At 44.3% G+C, this 17458-nt stretch carries 17 protein-coding genes; 9 read left to right on the top strand and 8 right to left on the bottom strand.

Annotation, left to right across the window (positions count from 1 at the left end; translation table 11 throughout):
• Positions 1-136 precede the first annotated feature (136 nt).
• The 3 genes from ACFSR5_RS11925 to ACFSR5_RS11915 all read right to left on the bottom strand — a co-directional run bounded on the left by ACFSR5_RS11925 (position 137) and on the right by ACFSR5_RS11915 (position 1251).
• The gene (locus tag ACFSR5_RS11925) at positions 137-688 is read right to left on the bottom strand and encodes an NADPH-dependent FMN reductase (protein ID WP_380904023.1); all 552 of its coding nucleotides are present in this window, start codon (positions 686-688) and stop codon (positions 137-139) included.
• Positions 689-755: 67 nt separating this feature from the next.
• On the bottom strand, positions 756-1100 hold the full coding sequence (locus ACFSR5_RS11920) for a DUF2480 family protein (protein ID WP_380904021.1): 345 nt from the start codon (positions 1098-1100) through the stop codon (positions 756-758).
• Positions 1090-1251, bottom strand: a complete 162-nt coding sequence (locus tag ACFSR5_RS11915) for a DUF2480 family protein (RefSeq protein WP_380904019.1) — start codon at positions 1249-1251, stop codon at positions 1090-1092. Before ACFSR5_RS11915 ends, ACFSR5_RS11920 begins: the two co-directional genes overlap by 11 nt.
• Before the next feature lie 190 nt (positions 1252-1441).
• On the opposite strand from ACFSR5_RS11915, the gene ACFSR5_RS11910 reads away from it, so the two are divergent.
• Positions 1442-2095: a helix-turn-helix transcriptional regulator gene (locus ACFSR5_RS11910; RefSeq protein WP_380904017.1), complete on the top strand. Its 654-nt coding sequence runs from the start codon at positions 1442-1444 to the stop codon at positions 2093-2095.
• Positions 2096-2116: 21 nt separating this feature from the next.
• Here ACFSR5_RS11910 and ACFSR5_RS11905 read toward each other — a convergent pair whose 3' ends face one another.
• Both ACFSR5_RS11905 and ACFSR5_RS11900 read right to left on the bottom strand, forming a co-directional pair.
• Positions 2117-4480 carry a M1 family metallopeptidase gene (locus ACFSR5_RS11905; protein ID WP_380904015.1) on the bottom strand — a complete coding sequence of 788 codons (2364 nt, stop codon included), beginning with the start codon at positions 4478-4480 and terminating at the stop codon, positions 2117-2119.
• Positions 4477-5055 (bottom strand): HupE/UreJ family protein, encoded by a 579-nt coding sequence (locus ACFSR5_RS11900; protein ID WP_380904013.1) that lies wholly within the window; start codon positions 5053-5055, stop codon positions 4477-4479. Before ACFSR5_RS11900 ends, ACFSR5_RS11905 begins: the two co-directional genes overlap by 4 nt.
• Before the next feature lie 135 nt (positions 5056-5190).
• On the opposite strand from ACFSR5_RS11900, the gene ACFSR5_RS11895 reads away from it, so the two are divergent.
• Entirely contained in the window at positions 5191-5700 is a 510-nt protein-coding gene (locus ACFSR5_RS11895; RefSeq protein WP_380904011.1) for a DUF6702 family protein, read from the top strand.
• A gap of 25 nt (positions 5701-5725) precedes the next feature.
• Entirely contained in the window at positions 5726-6100 is a 375-nt protein-coding gene (locus ACFSR5_RS11890) for a bleomycin resistance protein (protein ID WP_380904009.1), read from the top strand.
• On the opposite strand, the gene ACFSR5_RS11885 is transcribed toward ACFSR5_RS11890, so the two are convergent.
• Positions 6085-7095 carry an alpha/beta fold hydrolase gene (locus ACFSR5_RS11885; protein ID WP_380904007.1) on the bottom strand — a complete coding sequence of 337 codons (1011 nt, stop codon included), beginning with the start codon at positions 7093-7095 and terminating at the stop codon, positions 6085-6087. The genes ACFSR5_RS11890 and ACFSR5_RS11885 overlap by 16 nt on opposite strands.
• 416 nt (positions 7096-7511) lie before the next feature.
• Between ACFSR5_RS11885 and ACFSR5_RS11880 the strand changes: the two genes are divergently transcribed.
• Positions 7512-8180 (top strand): DinB family protein, encoded by a 669-nt coding sequence (locus tag ACFSR5_RS11880; RefSeq protein ID WP_380904005.1) that lies wholly within the window; start codon positions 7512-7514, stop codon positions 8178-8180.
• Between the two features lie 4 nt (positions 8181-8184).
• Entirely contained in the window at positions 8185-8640 is a 456-nt protein-coding gene (locus ACFSR5_RS11875; protein ID WP_380904003.1) for an SRPBCC family protein, read from the top strand.
• Between the two features lie 50 nt (positions 8641-8690).
• Here ACFSR5_RS11875 and ACFSR5_RS11870 read toward each other — a convergent pair whose 3' ends face one another.
• Both ACFSR5_RS11870 and ACFSR5_RS11865 read right to left on the bottom strand, forming a co-directional pair.
• Entirely contained in the window at positions 8691-10244 is a 1554-nt protein-coding gene (locus tag ACFSR5_RS11870; protein WP_380904001.1) for a SusD/RagB family nutrient-binding outer membrane lipoprotein, read from the bottom strand.
• A 6-nt stretch (positions 10245-10250) separates the two neighbouring features.
• The gene (locus ACFSR5_RS11865) at positions 10251-13433 is read right to left on the bottom strand and encodes a SusC/RagA family TonB-linked outer membrane protein (RefSeq protein WP_380903999.1); all 3183 of its coding nucleotides are present in this window, start codon (positions 13431-13433) and stop codon (positions 10251-10253) included.
• Positions 13434-13717: 284 nt separating this feature from the next.
• Between ACFSR5_RS11865 and ACFSR5_RS11860 the strand changes: the two genes are divergently transcribed.
• From ACFSR5_RS11860 to ACFSR5_RS11845, 4 genes are all read left to right on the top strand, one after another.
• Positions 13718-14320 carry a hypothetical protein gene (locus tag ACFSR5_RS11860; RefSeq protein ID WP_380903997.1) on the top strand — a complete coding sequence of 201 codons (603 nt, stop codon included), beginning with the start codon at positions 13718-13720 and terminating at the stop codon, positions 14318-14320.
• A 70-nt stretch (positions 14321-14390) separates the two neighbouring features.
• The gene (locus ACFSR5_RS11855; RefSeq protein ID WP_380903995.1) at positions 14391-15464 is read left to right on the top strand and encodes an AI-2E family transporter; all 1074 of its coding nucleotides are present in this window, start codon (positions 14391-14393) and stop codon (positions 15462-15464) included.
• A 94-nt stretch (positions 15465-15558) separates the two neighbouring features.
• Positions 15559-16602, top strand: a complete 1044-nt coding sequence (locus tag ACFSR5_RS11850) for a sensor histidine kinase (RefSeq protein ID WP_380903993.1) — start codon at positions 15559-15561, stop codon at positions 16600-16602.
• A complete protein-coding gene (locus ACFSR5_RS11845) occupies positions 16599-17357 on the top strand; it encodes a LytR/AlgR family response regulator transcription factor (protein ID WP_380903991.1) in 759 nt (252 codons plus the stop codon). The genes ACFSR5_RS11850 and ACFSR5_RS11845 overlap by 4 nt, the downstream gene beginning before the upstream one ends.
• Positions 17358-17458 lie beyond the last annotated feature (101 nt).

The following is a 17458-nucleotide window of genomic DNA, read 5'->3' as shown; positions in this document are numbered from 1 at the left end:
ATCGGACGTATGCTCCATATTCTATATCATCATCCTATCAGCGCACATACCGTATAAAAAAAAGCAACAACAGGGATTGGAATTCCATCAATTCCAATCTCTGATAACCGTGTGGATTTGTATTATGCATAATCTTTTATTTCGTAGCACCGTCTGGCCCTTCAAGTAAGATACGAACTAAGAGATTAAATCGTTCGGCATACGGTGCCGTCACATACCCATCAGATTCAAACAGGTCTTTCTTTTGAATGGGTACGCTATAGGGTAAAGTCCAGGCCCGCAACGATTTCGCTACGACATCCATCCCGTTAATCCCTTGCATAGCCTGCACACCGTCCGCCCAGCATATTAGTCCGACCCGTTTACCGGCCAAATAGGGTTTGGGGGCCTTCGAGCTACATTCTAACCAATCGAGGCAATTTTTCATGACCCCAGTCATGCTACCGTGGTATAAAGGAGTTAACCAAATGTGCGCATCCGCATGAGCAAACCGTAAATTCATTAATTCCACCGCATTCGGAATTTTGGTCAGTTGCATATCAAACAGCGGAATCCCGGATTCGGCAATATTGAATATATCAACGTGCACATCCTGTGCGTTCAAAAGCTCTTTCAAATAATTGGAGATGCGTTCCGCCGTCGAGGCCGGCCGACGATCGAGCGCCCCATTAAATACAAGTACATTCATTTGCTTTTATGATTTATCAGGCCTGTCGCCGGTCTTGTTTAGAAACAATGCCGCACGCACAGACCAATTATTTTCTTTTATAGATAACCTTAGGTAACCCCGCCTCGCCATAGAGCAGGGTGTGAACGACAGGCATCAACCTGTTGGTTACAGCAGTAAAAACGGCTGCTGAAATGTCTGGATGCGCCCGCACAGTCACCTTTTTGTCCCGGTATGGCTCCACATCCGACAACAGTATCGCATCCAACCACGGCCGTAGCACGTCTATCTTGTCCATGAAATAAACGCCCTTAGCCACGCCTGAAAGACGGCTGGCTAATTGCATATATACCCACGATGGGACAATAGCATCAACAGAGCATCCAATAAATACGATAGTTGCGTGATAAGCTGCCCAATCCCTAGCCCGCAATGGCGTGCTTTAATTCGCGCTCCCTGATGATCATACCCATAAACAGGAAGTCCTTGATGTCGATAAAAACCGATGCTTCCTTCGGCTGAAGATCGCGTGGATCGTAGGTGATTATGCCTGTAGCTTCTACTTTGTTGTACCATTCGCCCATAACGACTGCCGTGTTTTGTTACTACGCAAATGTAACAACAAAATATATAAAACAATAAAAAACTTGTTTTATTTTAATAAACACGAATCTGTTCATTCGGCAAGGTCGCCGAAAAAATGGGCAATAATGATTAAACAAATATTAATCGTATCTTTGTATACAACAAATAAAACAAGTTTAACATTGTGAAATGAAGCAAGCCGCAGCGGATCGTATATTGATGTTAGTAAAAATGCATGGCGAGGTAACAAGCACGTTGGTTGCCGAAGCATTGCAGATAACCAAAGAAGGTGCGCGGTTACATTTGTTGAAGCTCATGAATGATGCGCTAATTTTGGCCATGCAGAGAAAGGAAGGTGTTGGACGTCCCCACACGTATTACCGATTAACGGAAAAAGGGCTTCTTCGATTTCCCGATACGCACGCACAGGTTACCGTACAGCTCTTGCGTTCTGTCAAAAACTTATTGGGAGACAACGCATTGGATTTACTTATTGGTGAACGGGAAAAGGAAGCGTTCTTACGGTATGATCAATTGCTGCAAGGAACCCACGATCTGGAAACGAAACTGACATTGTTGACCAAGGCGCGTTCGGATGAGGGCTACATGGCCGACTGGGTAAAAGAAAACGACCACTACCTGCTCATAGAAAATCACTGCCCCATATGCGCTGCGGCGACGGAATGCCAAGGTTTTTGCCGGGCTGAGCTCCGAAATTTCAAACAACTGATTGGAGCGGGTTATGCTGTAGAACGGATAAAGCACGTGCTTACGGGTGGAGAGCGCTGCGTCTATCGCATCGCTCCCTTAGCCGACGTAAACGCCCAAAGCAACAACCGTTAATGCGTCACCATATTGGTTTGTCTATCGGCCCTGGCGCGCCGCTTTCATAGGGTTTTGGCCTGACGATTGACCACGAGCTTCCGGATTACCATTTTTGAATAATTCGAATTTTGACGGCTGTGTTTTTCTAGGCCAGCTATTATTTCCTTCATCGATATCTGCTGTTTCACGAAAAGGATCTATTTGCACCGACGCGACTTCCTTTGATTTAGCGAAAACTTTTGTCACGTATTGCTCATTTAATCGCCAAATATATGCCGGAATATAATCTATCTCCGTGGATCCATCCACATAATTCCATTGCACAATGATTGGCATAACTAGACCACCCTTATTCGAAAATGCCAATTCGTAAAAGGTGATTTTACCGTCATAGATATCCTTTTCCTGACGGTTTAGCTGTTGATAAAACGACTGAAAAGCGGCTTCGTCCCGGGCGCTATAAGAAAACCGATCCCATTTATTATAGAAATCCTGCAACGCCGTGTCTTGATCCACTAAAAAAGATCTGTTTTCTTCGAGGTTACGTTGCCGGGAAATAGTCTGCAAGTTAGCTTCATAGGCCTTTTTCTCATCAGCTTTGGCAGAACTGGGACGGGCCGTCTGCATCCGGTATGGCGTTACACTGTCCAAGGAAATATCAACCGGTTCAATTCCGAAAAACCAACCGCGCCAAAACCAATCCAGATCTACCGCAGAAGCATCTTCCATTGTACGGAAAAAATCCGCCGGTGTAGGATGTTTAAAAGCCCAACGGCGGGCATATTCTTTAAAGGCGTAATCGAACAACGTGCGTCCCATTACAGTCTCCCGCAAAATGTTTAATGCAGTGGCTGGCTTCGCGTAGGCGTTTGGTCCAAACTGTACAATATTTTCGGAGTTCGTCATGATGGGTTCGAGCTGTTCTTTGGGCAATTTCATATAGTCCGCTATCTTATGAGCCGGTCCTCGTTGGGAAGGATAATTTTTATCCCATTCCTGTTCGGCCAAGAATTGGCAAAACGTGTTCAACCCTTCATCCATCCACGTCCATTGACGTTCATCCGAGTTGACAATCATCGGAAAAAAGTTGTGGCCCACTTCATGAATAATGACTGAGATCATACCGTATTTTGTAGCTTCTGAATAGGTGCCGTCTTCGTCAGCTCGCCCGTAGTTAAAACAAATCATCGGATATTCCATTCCGTTCGCTGCCTCGACAGATATCGCAACGGGATAGGGGTATGGGATGGTATGCTTGGAATATACCTTGAGCGTATGAGCGACAGCTTTGGTCGAATAGCGATTATACAGTGGGTACGCCTCTTCCCCATAATACGACATAGCCATAGGCTGGTTCCCTTCAATCCCGTCCTTCACGCGCATGGCATCCCAAACGAGTCTCCGCGAACTGACAAATGCGAAATCCCGTACATTTTTGGCTTCGTAGGTCCACGTTTTCTTTTTTGTTGACTTCTGTTGCATGGCTGTTTTTGCCTCCTGCAACGTAACCACCTCAATAGGTTCCGCTGATAGTTGCGCCGTTTTCCAACGTTGCAATTGTGCTGCTGTTAATACGGAAGGATAGTTCATACATTCTCCAGTCGCACCGACAATGTGATCCGCAGGGACAGTGATGTTTACTTTAAAATCACCAAACGCAAGGGCGAATTCGCCCCTTCCAGTAAATTGCTTGTTCTGCCAGCCCTGAAAATCGGAATACACAGCCATTCTAGGATACCATTGTGCAATCGTGTACAAGTAATTGCCATCTTTCGCAAAATATTCATAACCTCCCCGCCCTCCCTCTTCGTTGCGATCGGTAATTTTGTATTCCCATTTAATTCGGAATACGTAACGTGCCCCCGGCTTCAGTGCACCGGGCAAATCAATCCGCATCATGGTGTAGTTCACAGTATGCGCCAGTGGATTACCGTTGACGTCGGTCACCTCGTGAATACGGACGCCAAAACCTTTCTCCAGGGGCATAAACTTATGCAGCTCACGTGGCGACATATCATCCCGCATGGAGCTACTGGCGAATCGTTTATTTTCTGCATCGACGGCATGTTCGTTCTCATCCAATTGAACCCATAAATAAGACAACGGGTCCGGCGAATTGTTGGTATAGGTAATGGTTTCCGAACCTCGGAGAACCTGCTGTTCATCGTCAATTTCAACGTCGATAACGTAATCGGCTTTCTGTTGCCAATACTGTGCGCCCGGCGCGCCTGATGCCGTCCGGAAAATATTCGGGTCAGACAGCAAAGTGCCCAGCTGTTCAAATCTGTTCCCATGGTTCGAAGCGGCATTCGATAGTTGTTGTGCGGCCAAACGACCCGTCATGAGACCATACCATATAACAGATACACAAACATACGTCATTAATACACTTATTCTTTTCATAGTGGATACCTTTCTAACATCAAATAAAATGAAACACCAATGACAGCTATCGACAAATACAATGCGATCTGCTGTTGCCGAATAGTTGTCATACGCAGCAGCAAGGTAGTCAACACCATCGTCAATAAGACAACAAGGATCTGTCCGCACTCTACGCCAAGGTTAAACGCCAACAACGGTACCACCACATTTTCTTCTTTTCCCAATAAAGACTGTAGATAGTTTGAAAAGCCAAGGCCATGTATCAATCCGAAAAACAACGTCGCGCTATACAGTCCTATCGATGCGTTGGAGGATCGTTTTGGCAATAAATTAAAGATCGCCGTCAAAAAAATAGTCAGTGGTATCAAAAACTCTACCCAAGAGACATTGACGCGCACGACCTTAAAAACGGCTAAGGCTAATGTAGCACAGTGGCCCAAGGTGAATGCAGTAATCAACCCCAGCACTTTCTTCCAGTCGCGCAACGTATAGGCGCAACACAGCACCAAGATAAACAGAATATGATCGTAACCATTTAAGTCCAAAATATGCTCCCAGCCCAGCGGAAAATATAAAGAAAAGTCATTCATCATTAAGGTCACCTACATCTATGCAATGATACAATATTTTCCGCGATACGTCTAATTTTTGTCCTTTTTGTAACGCATTTGTTGTTGACCTTCTTTCCGCCTACTTTTGTTTTACATTTGTGTAGAGAGTATAATGCGATGAATAGACGATTTTTCATTTTCGTAGTTCTAAATATCCTGAGTCTTTCCCTTCAGGCTAAATGGCGCACGCATCCGTTTTACGTCAGCGTGTGCACCTTGGAGTGGAACGCCAAAACACGTGCGTTGGAGATTAGTTGTCGGATATTCTATGATGATTTAGAAGAGGCATTGCGCAAAGAAGGATACGCACATGACGACATTCTGCAACCCCGAAATAAGGCAAAACTGCATCAAGGCCTCGCTGCGTATCTCCAGCAAAACTTTCGCATAAAAGTGGACAACCAAATACGGGAGGTACAATTTTTAGGTTACCAAATTGAGGAGGACGCCGCATGGTGTTATATGGAAGTGAACGATGTAGAAAAAGTGACGTCTTTAGGAATTCTGAACTCCATTTTGTATCAACAGCATACGGGGCAGACGAACATTATCCACGCTACGGTCTTGGGAAAACGGCAGAGCACCAAACTACAAGCCCCTAAGAATACGGCCGTATTCCAATACTAGTACCGTGATTTTTAACACGAAATCAATGAAACTATTAACCGTGCATCCCAAGCTTCCCATGCGACATAAAGCTACCTCGTTAGCCTTCTACGAACGCTTGGGATTTCAAAACATCGCACAGACCGACTACCCGGACTACCTGATGCTACAATTGGATCAGGTGGAAATCCATTTCTTTTTATTCCCGGAAATCACGCCAGCCGAAAACTATGGACAAATATATATACGGGTCTCCGATATAGCAGCCCTCTATGCATCATGGTTGGCAAAACAGATCCCCATCCACCCTGCCGCCCCACTGCAACGTAAACCATGGGGACAATATGAATTTGCGTTATTGGATCCCGACAATAACTTACTCACGTTTGGGGAAGCCTGCCCCACTCAATTGGCTAAATAATTTAATAATGGGCTTATAAACCGTTCGAATGATTCGATATGAGGCAAATGTCCAACCCCTTCTAATTCGATGAGTTTTGCATTCGGAATAACGCGTTGCACCTGCTTACCCAACACCTGATATTGACCCATCCGCGCCCGGATTTTAGGATCTTGTACCTTGTCTCTACCTATCGCCGTCCGGTCCCGTGTTCCGATAATCAACAGTGTAGGCATGCTTACGTCCTTAAATTCATAGACGACTGGCTGCGTAAAAATCATGTCCGATGTCTGTGCATTGTTCATCGCTACACGCGGATAATCTGGGGACTTCACCCATCCGGTCAATAAATACACCCATTCATCGTATGCCGCCTTCCATTGCTTGTCGTAATAGGCATTCAGCTGGTACGTTTTGGTCGTTTCGTAATCAGCTTGTAATTCCTTTTGGTAGTTGGTATCCACAGATGTATATGGTGCCACAACCTTCCAGTCTTCTAAACCAATCGGATTCTCGAGAATAAGTTTTTTCACAGTATTGGGATACATCAACGCAAAACGGGTAGCCAACATACCTCCCATAGAATGTCCAAGCAGATAAACCTCGAACAATTGAAGCGAATCGAGTAAAATTTTCGTATTCAGCGCAAGTTGTTGAAAACTGAATTGGTAGCCTATCGGCTTCGAGGATTTTCCGAAACCGATCTGATCAGGAACCACGACACGATAGCCTTCCGCTGTCAACGCTTCGACGGTTGTCTTCCAATATGCGCCGTTGAAATTTTTGCCGTGCAGCAAGACTACCGTCTTTCCGTTCGGGCGCGACGCATGGATATCCATATACGCCATAATTAACGTCTGTTGTTGACTTTGCAACGTCAGGGTATCTACCTGAAACGGGTACGCATAATCGCTCAACATCACGTCCAATACCGGACGCATGGCTTGTGCCCAAAGTGCTGGGCTGCATAACAAGCAGAACAATCCTAGGAAACTTATTTTTTTTATTGCATGCATACATCTTATTTTTGTCCATATTACGCCGTTCGATTGAAACGTTCGGCTTCCGCAGCTGAAACGACCAGTTAATCCTTCGCCTTCATGAATCTATCTAAAAAAAACGATGGACTGCGTCAACGTTTTTTCCATACACCAAACGGAATTATGTCACACGGTCTAAAATACAACAGATTTCCGATAAGATCGTTTTGTACTGGCAGAAAATATTCATGTTTTACGAGCAGGAAACGGTTAGCTCCCTTATTTACCGACCTTGCGACGCCGATCGAATCATGTCGCGCATCGTCAAGTCCGTGCTTTTCTTGTCCTATGCAAAGCGCAGTAAAACAAAAATGCGCTAAAATTGTAAAAAGAAAGTGACATCTACTTGTCGAAGTTTTTCACCATTTAATAAAAAACGTATGCACCCATTTATGAACATGATAGTGATCGCCGGCTTAACCGCAGCTCTTCTATCACCCACCCGATTTAAAGAAACAACAGCGGTTAGCAGCGACGCAAGACCATACACCGCACCGGTCACCGTCCAACCGTCCGTTGCCCAATTGGCAGGAACAGACTCTTTGCTACTCTACTTCGATGAGACGACCAAAGCTTTGGAAGCACAGGTACAAGGCCTTAGCGAAGCTCAGCTTCAATTTAAACCTGCCCCAGATAAATGGTCAATCAGCCAGTGCTTAGAACACATTATCCTGTCAGAGGGTATGTTGTTCGGTATGGCCAAAACAGAACTGGCCAAGGCGCCACAACCAGAAAAAAGAAACGAAGTGAAAGTTTCGGATACTGATCTAAAAAGCATGCTGACAAATCGGAGTCAAAAATTTCAAGCGCCAAAAGAATTGCAACCAAGTGGAAAGTATACCGATGTACAAAAGGCCCTTGCCGATTTTCGCACCGCTCGCCAACCGATCTTGGATTTTATAAAACAGGCAGACGCCGAAGATCTCCGGAATCATATCACGGAATATCCAACAGGAACAGTGGATGGATACCAAGGCTTGATGTTCATCGCTGCACACGGCGCGCGCCACACAAAGCAAATTGAAGAGATTAAAGCTAGTCCTAATTTTCCAAAAAAGTAAAGCAATGATTAAAAAAACGTATCAGGTCACAATCGATGCTCCTGTCGATCATGTGTTTAAAACGATGCTCGACAAGCAGACTTACAAACAGTGGACTGCTTTGTTCAATCCCTCTTCTGATTTTGAAGGAAGTTGGGAAAAGGGGGAGAAGATCTACTTCATAGGTATCAATGAACAAGGAGAAAAGGAAGGAATGGTTGCCGAAATAGCGGAGCACATTCCGAATAAATATATTTCCATCCGCCACAAAGGGATTTTGGACCAGGGCAAAGAGGTCCTAGAAGGACCTGCCGTAGAAGGATGGGCCGGTGCGCTGGAAAACTACACTTTTGAAGAGATTTCAGGAGGCACTACCGTAACGGTGGATGTCGATACCAATGAGGAATACATAGACTACTTTGATGATGCATGGCCGAAAGCTTTGCAGAAACTAAAAGAGCTATGTGAGACGAGGTCTTAACAAAAGAGGAGGCACTTGATGATAGAGTGCCTCCTTTTTTTCTACAGTAATTAATCTTTATTCCACCAGACCTTCGTAGGCAGCACATCATCTCCCTGCGCGGCCAATGCACGTTGGTAATTCTCTCGGTTGGTACTTTGTTCTTTCAACGGATAAATAAAACGACTGGGAAGACCGTCGATTCCTTCCGGAGAAAATCGGTAGGTGCGTGACTCTCCATCGACAACTCCCGACCACACGATATCATTCTTTTTTACGAGAAATAGCGGATAACCTGTACGCCGGATTTCGGACCAACCTTCTACCCCTTGGTTAAATAATGCGAGGTATTTCTGGGTAAGGACGTTTTCCTTAGTTGCAGGCGGAAGTTGATCGAGATAACTCGCTACGTCAGTCGATGCTACCCCCCATTTTTCCAAGGATGCCCGCACACCCTTTTCATAGGCATCTTGTTCCCACGATTTATATTCCGAAATTAAAAATTCTACCTCTGCGTATTCTTGGAGCATTTCTGCATAGTTCGCGGCATTGATGATATCTCCGGGTAGTGAAACAGCCGCTATCGGCAGAACGGTAGAAGCTTCCAGCGGTAGACCATAAGGATGTCCGACATAGGTACCACTGGCATTCGTTTTTGCATATTTGGGCAGTCGAGGATCGGCGAAAGTAAATGGCCCTCGTTTTCCTTGCAATGCCTCAACAATCACATGCGACACGGCAAAATCTTTCCGGTTGGCTGTTACGGTGGCGCGATACAAAGGCGCTTCGTTCGGAGAGGTCACCGAATACGTAAAGGCAGCATTATCTGCATTCGATGTAAATACGCCTTTAGCTAAAGCGTCGTCAATATGTTGCTTAGCTAAGGCGGCTTCCTTTTTAGCAATACGGGTTGCCAATCGCAAGCGTAATGAATTCGCGAACTTAGCCCATTTCAGATTGTTACCTTTGTAAATGATATCAGCAGCGCCGAAGGTAGTTGCTTCATCATATTTTAATAGCGTATCCGCGGCTTGTTGCAATTCGTGAAGCATGTCTTTGTAAATCTTTTCCTGACTCGCATAGGCAGGCGTTAAGTTTTCCGGCTCTTGCTGCAATGCCTGAAAATCAGGATCGGCATTCCCATACGACTGATACGGGATATCGCCAAACACATCGCTTAGAGAGTGAAACGCAAAGGCTTTTAATACACGAACGATAGCGATTTGGTTGGCGTTTGTACCGGCTGTACCGGCCGCCGCGACGGCTTTGGTACGCTCATCTGTATTCAATTTAATGATTTCGTTGAAGTTGTTCAGGGCTTTATACATCCCTGTCCAATAATTATCGGCATAACCCGACGTGATACTGTACCTGGATTGGTCGGTATAGATATGCTGACTGAAGTACTGTGCATACAGCTGTGCGCCACGTAAATTGATTTCTTCGCTGCGCAGTGCATTCATCAACTGTTTTTCTGCGCTGACTAAAATATAAGGAGTAGATACCGCATCAGGGCGGTTGGGATCCGTATTTATCTCTTCAAATAAGCCTTTCGAACAACTGTGAAGGGCAATCATCGCCAATCCCAATAAACTTATTTTGTATATCGTTTTTAAACCTTTCATGACTGATTAAAATTTGACGTTGACATTAAAACCATACGTAAGTGGTGTCGGGATATTCCCTCCCTCAATACCTTGCACATTGCCTCCGCTGGATGTAAATTCCGGGTCAATATATTTGCTTTTGGTGTAGATATTCCACAAATTTCGCCCGTACAACGACACGCCTAGGTTCTTTACCGTTTTGGCGTTGTTTAATTTGAACGTGTATCCCAACGTAACTTCACGTAGCTTGACAAACGTAGCATCAAATATAGAAAATGTGGTCGGGCCATTGTACTCATTACGAGCCCATTGCTGTGCCGTAATCTGCGTGTCGTTTGGTGTCGTATTCTGCACGGAATATGTTCCGTCGGCGTTAAACACGACATCCCCTTTCACCCCATCCAGCACAACCCCCGTTTCCCGAACGTTGTTAGCGGCAGTTTTGTCCAAGATCCCGGCATACATTCCCACTTTGTAGGTTTGGGAAAAGAATTTACCGCCCACCCTTCCATCTATTAAAAAACCTAAATTAACGTTCTTGTAAGAGAAATTATTTTGGAAGCCAAACAAAAACTTTGGCAGAATGGAGCCGAGCGGAACCATTTGGGACGTACGCATATATGTTCCATCTGCCTGTACGACACGGTTTCCATCGGCTGCATACACAAAATCATACCCGAGAAGCTGCCCATAAGATTGTCCTTCCCGCGCGATTAGGTTGACCAATGTACTACTTAAGGTATACGTATCTGCCTGTTCATGTAATTTAACGATCTTATTCACATTTTTAGACCAATTAAGGGTGGTATTCCACTGGAATTGTTCTTTTCTTATCGGCGTCGCGTTTACCATTACCTCTATCCCTTTGTTGGTGATCTTTCCAGCATTTAGGACTTTTGATTCATATCCAAAAGCCGAGGATACCGGCACAGAAAGAATTTGGTTTCTCGAAATATTATCATAATACGTTACATCAAATCCAAGCCGATTATGGAAAAACTGCATATTCAATCCTGCTTCCCAAGAACTGGTTATTTCCGGCTTTAAATTCGCATTATTTAATACGTTAGGCAAACTATAAGATGGAACACCCGAAAAAGCTTGTTCGGCTTCGTAAACTTTGTAGAGTTGATAAGGCTCCGTATCGTTCCCGACTTGTGCCCAGCCTATTCTCAACTTACCAAACGATAGCCAGTCCAACTGTCGAATAGCTTCTAGCTGACTAAACACAAAGCTTGTTGTAAAAGACGGATATATGAAAGAATTGTTGTTCACCGGTAACGTGGAACTCCAATCGTTTCTCACTGTGCCATCTAAAAATAAATAATCATTATATCCGAACGAGACACTTCCATAAAGGGAACCAATCCGCCGATGCCATCTCTTGTTGTCATTAAGAACAGAAGATGCATTTTTCAAATTATAGAAATTCGGAATAGTTAACCCTCCCTGTGTGACGGCGTAGTCAGTCCACCGTCTCTGATCCCTCAAATTTGCACCTACATTGGCTATAATTGAAATCCTATCCCAGTTTTTTTTCGCAGTAGCTAGAAATTCATAATTGTATTCGTTTAACATATTACCCGTCTCTTCATATTGCGATTGACTTCGAGAATAAGCCGCAATACGATCCTCCGATTTAAAGCTGTAGATATCGCCATGTGCTTTGGCATCCAACGTTAGCCAATCCGTCGCTTGGTATTGAATGCCTACATTTCCATAGAAACGATCTCTTCGCTCCTCCATATAGCTTTCGTAAGCCGACCAATACGGGTTATCGATAAAACGGGTCGCTTCTGCTGCAGGTGTGTTTTCCCACCCCGTTCTATTCCAGGCAAGCGGCGTGCCATCTGCCCGTTTATAATTTTCCAAGAGCTTATAATCTACTTGCACCGCTCCCCATTGAAAAGCTTCCAACATGATATTACGGTTAGAGGCACCCGCCCAAGGGCGTCCCATGGACGAATTACGGATATAGTTTACATGTGAAGAAATTTTTACTTTTCCAAGTTGTGTGCTTCCTGAAAAGTTTATTCCATTGCGGGAGAGAGACGAATTTGGCGTGGTTCCGCCCACATTTTTATTGGTATACGAAAAACGGTATGTGGTTTTATCTGCACTCCCAGTGATCGCTATGTTGTTGGTATTAGCCAAACCCGTCCTAAAAAAGTAATGGACATCGTGCTTTGGATACAACCATGGCGTAGGTTTTAGATATGTAGACTGATCTTCAGGGTTTAAGCTATACCATTGTAAGACATCTGTACCGTCCAGTCGCGGTCCCCAACTTTCATCCGATGCATAGTCCACAATCTTGTAATCCGTACCACCGATGTTGACCGTTTGAAATGATGTGGCATATCCTTGTCCATACAGCTTTTGACGTTTCGGTAGTCGAACGATTTGTTCCAGATCCAATCCTGTATTAATGGATATATTTACCCGTCCTCCAGCAGCCGCTTTTTTTGTGGTAATCAAAATCACTCCATTTGCAGCCCTAGACCCGTACAACGCAGCGGCCGATGGTCCTTTCAAAACCGATATATTTTCGATATCGTCTGGATTAATATCTTGTATCAGGTTGCCCACATCTTTTCCGGCACTCCCATTGATGGTAGAGAGGCTGTTCAGATCCGTATTATCAATCGGCGTTCCATCAACGACATACAATGGCTGATTATTCCCGGAAATGGAATTGATGCCCCGCAATGTCACACGAGACGAACCTCCCATATTACCTCCGGAAGTCACAACCTGCATCCCCGCCACTTTTCCAGACAATGCACTCAACGCATTGGTTGGCCGCGTCTGCAATTCGACCCCTTTCACCTCCTGCACCGCGTAACCCAGTGCCTTTTTCTCGCGCGATATACCGAGGGCAGTAACCACGACCTCGGTTAACGCTGACGGTGCGGGTGTAAGTTGGACCGTCAGATTGCCGCTGCTAATATCCGTGATGATTGCCTCTTCGAAACCAATAAAATTCACGGAAATAGAAGGCTGATCTGCATTAACCTGTAATCGAAATTCGCCATTTGCATCGGTTTGGGCCTGTACTTTGGTGGTGTTGTCTGTGACGGTGGCGCCTTGTACAGGTTGATTATTCTGGTCGACGACCTTTCCTCGTATAATCGTTTGTGCATAGAGCTGCCCTGTCCCGAGAGCAATAAACGCCCCCGCTAAACCTACATAGTGTAACGTGTTCATCTAAAACATGATTTGGTTGAAAAATTTAGTTGTGTATTTTACGCTGTAATTATCGGAGATGCGTTCTCATTAAACCATCTCCTATACACATTCGTCTGAAAGCAATATCCCACATATTCGCAAAAGTTAACGTAGTTCGAAGCGCAAAAATACATTTATTCTATTTAGTTAGTAGACTTTATTTTCATAAAAGCGTCATTTTCTATAGAAATACCTGTATATTATTGATAACAAGACCATTGACTCGAACCATACTTTGGCACAATTATCGTCGTTCTTATCGAATGAAAACACACCACGCACCCACCCTATTCTTTATCTTATTTTGTTTCTTGGTCACGGCCTGTCAATCGCCTCGGGGCACCGATAATCAACCACAAGACTCCGTGACGAGCGACACTGGAGACCCAGCCTCACAACAACGAATGTACGACATCATCACAGCTACGCACGAAACTCCGGGAGCCGTTCAGGACTCGATAATTCGTCAGCTTCCGCCTCATTTAAGGGCATTGGCAGCGTTTTATGCTGCCATGGGCGGAACGTCGTGTGATGGGGAGCATTGCTTATTGACGACAGCACTTGGATTAGGAAAACAGGGATCAAGCGCCCACAAAGAACTGATTCAACAGTTTTTCCCTACCGACTCCGTCGCCAAAACCGTCATTGGGCAAGATTGTTATCTTCGCCCCAGCGGAGCCTCCTCTTTTTCAGACTACGTCTATTTATCGATCGTGGATCTAGGCGATACCGTAAAAGTCGACTATAAATTGCTTCAATACCAACAAGGCAAAAAAAACTGGACAGAAGGGCCAGACAAGTATATCTTTGTTCAAGGAAAGTTTACGAAGATACAACGAAATCTATGGACATTTGTAAACGAGTAGTTGTCGTTGCGCACAACGAAATACAGTTTCATTTGTTCTATGGACACAACGAGTTTCTAACAACGCGCCCATGAGAAAAACGACGACCATCCTAAAGGTCTTATTGATCTTTACCCTTATAGTCTGTATCCTATTGTACGCCAAAAGTGTGTTAGCCCCATTGGCTATTGCTGCTATTCTGGCCATGCTGTTTGTAGGTTTGTCTAAAAAACTAGAAAAAAGAGGATGGCCACGTTGGGCTAGCGCCCTACTTTCAGTAGGGATTTTATTCGCCAGCACGACAGGGTTATTGCTGCTTCTAAGCTGGCAAATGCAAAGTTTTGCCAGTAACATAGATTCTATGAAAGAAAATATCTTGCAACTGATCGCCCGGTTGCAAAATTGGATCGACGCACAGTTTGGGCTTGACCAAGAACAACAGAAGAGCCTGGCTAAAGAACAGGTTGCTACAGGTAAATCAAACAGTGGAATGGCGAGCAGTTTCGCCAGCGGTTTCTTTAGCTTATTGGTAGACATGATCCTTGTTTTCGTATACACATACTTACTATTATTTTACCGCACTCGGATCAAAAAATTCTTAATCCGTGTTTCGGCGCCAAACGATCAGGAGCAAGCCTTAGAGATCGCCCATCGGTCTACCGAAGTAGCGACTAGCTATATGAGTGGACTTGCGAAAATGATTGTGGTACTCTGGCTCCTGTACGGTTCCGCGTTTAGTCTCATTGGCGTTGAGAATGCGTTATTCTTCGCCGTACTCTGTGGCGTTTTAGAACTTGTCCCCTTTATCGGAAATCTAACCGGAACCGGTCTAACAATCTTGGGCGTTATCGCTCAGGGCGGAAAGAGCGATCTGATTATTGGCGTATTGGTCGTATATGCCGTTGTGCAATTCGTACAAACTTATCTTTTGGAACCACTGATTGTAGGAACGGAGGTGAACATCAACCCCTTATTCACTATTATCAGTCTGGTTGCGGCCGAGGCCATTTGGGGAATTTCCGGGATGGTTTTGGCTATCCCGGTCGCCGGTATTATAAAAATAGTTTGCGATACGGTCCCGTCCCTCCAACCTTACGGATACCTGATTGGAAGCGATAAGAAACGACGGCAAGCACCCTGGCAACGAAAGGGAGCAGAAAAGTAATACGACCTGGGTACACATTTCCAGTTGGTTTACGCGTGCAGTTCCACCTAAATCAAAGAATCCCCTATCTTTGCAAACAAACAGCAACTTCAATATGGGATTTTTTCGAAATAAACACCGTTATCCGCTTAAGTATTGGATCAAGCGAAGCGCGGTCTTTTCTTTGTGCATTGTTTCAATTTTAGTCATCGATTCCTTATATAAAGATCAGGCACGCTTTTGGCTCAATACAGCAATCGGATTTCTAGGGTTTTTCAGTATTATTATTTTCAATCTGATTCTGCACATACATTTTGAGGTAAAAGATCCGGTAAAGTCGCCAATCAAGGTAAAAGTCATAGGCTTTGTGCTTACATTTAGCATATCACTAGCCATGTTGGCCTTGTCTGCTTATTTAGGCATGCTTACCCATGAAGAATGCCGCATAATCCGCGGTTCCTCCCTGAACTTTCTCTTGCTTTCTGGTTTCCGGGCCGCGATCCTCAATTTCATCGTTCTGCTTTGGCTGTACTTTTTGATGACAGACTATTTTAAAAATCAACTGGAGTTGGAACGTTCTAAACTCGACAAACTGAAAGAAAGAGCTGTCAACCAAATGTTGCGCCAACAGGTACAGCCTCATTTCCTGTTCAATGCACTCTCTAGCCTAAAATCTTTGATAAAAAAAGATAGTGCGATGGCAGAATCCTATCTGCTGCAGCTATCGGATTACCTACGCGGAAGCTTCATGACATCTGAAGATGGTTTGGCCACGGTAAAACAAGAGTTGGACCTTTGCGAAGGTTATTTGTCTATGCAAAAAATAAGGTTTAAGGAGGCCATTCGCTACGACATTCAGGTGTCGGAGGCTGTTTACAACAATCTTCTCCCCATTTTTTCGTTACAGCCATTAGTAGACAATGCGTTAAAACATAATCTCTATACAACGGAGAAACCGCTACATATTTGTATTCGGGAAGAATCAGGATGGATCATCGTAAGCAATAATGTCTGCCTACGCAAGACATCAGTAGAAGACAACAACAACTATGGCCTAAATAATCTGAAGGAACGATTCAGCTACTACCTAAAAGATAGTGTGATTATACGCGAAGACGGTCCAGCCTTTGAAGTACGTGTAAAAATAATATCGGCATGAGAACAATCATTATAGAAGATGAAGACCTTACCGCCGAAGATCTTTGTCTAACACTAAAACGGTTAGAACCCACTGCGGAAATCTGCGCCAGATTATCTAGCGTAAATGAAGCGATCGGTTATTTTAAGAAAGAACCAGAAATCGATCTTATTTTCAGCGACATACAACTCGGCGACGGAGAATCTTTCGATATATTCAAAGTCGTACAACCTAAAGCGCCCATTGTCTTTTGTACAGCATATAACCAATATATGTTGGAAGCTTTCCAGCATTTCGGATTGGATTACATTTTAAAGCCTTTTTCGGATGAAAGTATACAGCGAACGTTAGAAAAGTATCGGATGTTGCGACAGACATTCAACAAATCATCCCTAGAAATGGTGCAAGCTGTCGGTGCTGATAGCAAGATGCCTGATATACGAAAAAAATCGTTAATCGTCATTCATGGGGATAAGATTATACCTATTCAACTACAAGACATTGCCTTATGCTATATTGAATATGAAAATGTGTTTGTAAAAACAGGTCATGGTAAAGAGTATATCGTCAATAAGACGCTTGAAGAGATGGAGCACCTGCTTGGCGACGACTTCTTCCGCGTAAACCGACAGCACATCTTAAAGCGGGACACAATTGCCTTCGCCAACTTGGGGTTATCCCGTAAATTGGTATTGACGTTACGTATAGATCATCCTATAAAAATTTCCGTCAGCAAAGAGAAATACCATGTGTTTATGGAGTGGTTGGAGGGGTAATGCATGCGCAAATAAAAAATCACGAATCGTTTTACCGATCGTTTTGACGTTTCAGCCGAAATTTTGTCCGCTTCGGCCGATTTACTGTGATAAAATACGTA

The sequence above is a fragment of the Sphingobacterium suaedae genome (assembly GCF_042684625.1).
Classification (GTDB): Bacteria; Bacteroidota; Bacteroidia; order Sphingobacteriales; family Sphingobacteriaceae; genus Sphingobacterium; species Sphingobacterium suaedae.
The sequence above is the reverse complement of the archived record's forward strand: the minus strand, read 5'-3'. Positions and strand labels throughout refer to the sequence as shown.

Excerpts from the sequence above, each read along its gene's own strand:
- ACFSR5_RS11925 (WP_380904023.1), bottom strand. The coding sequence starts at position 688 with ATGAATGTACTTGTATTTAATGGGGCGCTCGATCGTCGGCCGGCCTCG.
- ACFSR5_RS11915 (WP_380904019.1), bottom strand. The coding sequence starts at position 1,251 with ATGGGCGAATGGTACAACAAAGTAGAAGCTACAGGCATAATCACCTAC.
- ACFSR5_RS11910 (WP_380904017.1), top strand. The coding sequence starts at position 1,442 with ATGAAGCAAGCCGCAGCGGATCGTATATTGATGTTAGTAAAAATGCAT.
- ACFSR5_RS11905 (WP_380904015.1), bottom strand. The coding sequence starts at position 4,480 with ATGAAAAGAATAAGTGTATTAATGACGTATGTTTGTGTATCTGTTATA.
- ACFSR5_RS11900 (WP_380904013.1), bottom strand. The coding sequence starts at position 5,055 with ATGATGAATGACTTTTCTTTATATTTTCCGCTGGGCTGGGAGCATATT.
- ACFSR5_RS11895 (WP_380904011.1), top strand. The coding sequence starts at position 5,191 with ATGAATAGACGATTTTTCATTTTCGTAGTTCTAAATATCCTGAGTCTT.
- ACFSR5_RS11890 (WP_380904009.1), top strand. The coding sequence starts at position 5,726 with ATGAAACTATTAACCGTGCATCCCAAGCTTCCCATGCGACATAAAGCT.
- ACFSR5_RS11885 (WP_380904007.1), bottom strand. The coding sequence starts at position 7,095 with ATGCATGCAATAAAAAAAATAAGTTTCCTAGGATTGTTCTGCTTGTTA.
- ACFSR5_RS11880 (WP_380904005.1), top strand. The coding sequence starts at position 7,512 with ATGAACATGATAGTGATCGCCGGCTTAACCGCAGCTCTTCTATCACCC.
- ACFSR5_RS11875 (WP_380904003.1), top strand. The coding sequence starts at position 8,185 with ATGATTAAAAAAACGTATCAGGTCACAATCGATGCTCCTGTCGATCAT.
- ACFSR5_RS11870 (WP_380904001.1), bottom strand. The coding sequence starts at position 10,244 with ATGAAAGGTTTAAAAACGATATACAAAATAAGTTTATTGGGATTGGCG.
- ACFSR5_RS11865 (WP_380903999.1), bottom strand. The coding sequence starts at position 13,433 with ATGAACACGTTACACTATGTAGGTTTAGCGGGGGCGTTTATTGCTCTC.
- ACFSR5_RS11860 (WP_380903997.1), top strand. The coding sequence starts at position 13,718 with ATGAAAACACACCACGCACCCACCCTATTCTTTATCTTATTTTGTTTC.
- ACFSR5_RS11855 (WP_380903995.1), top strand. The coding sequence starts at position 14,391 with ATGAGAAAAACGACGACCATCCTAAAGGTCTTATTGATCTTTACCCTT.
- ACFSR5_RS11850 (WP_380903993.1), top strand. The coding sequence starts at position 15,559 with ATGGGATTTTTTCGAAATAAACACCGTTATCCGCTTAAGTATTGGATC.
- ACFSR5_RS11845 (WP_380903991.1), top strand. The coding sequence starts at position 16,599 with ATGAGAACAATCATTATAGAAGATGAAGACCTTACCGCCGAAGATCTT.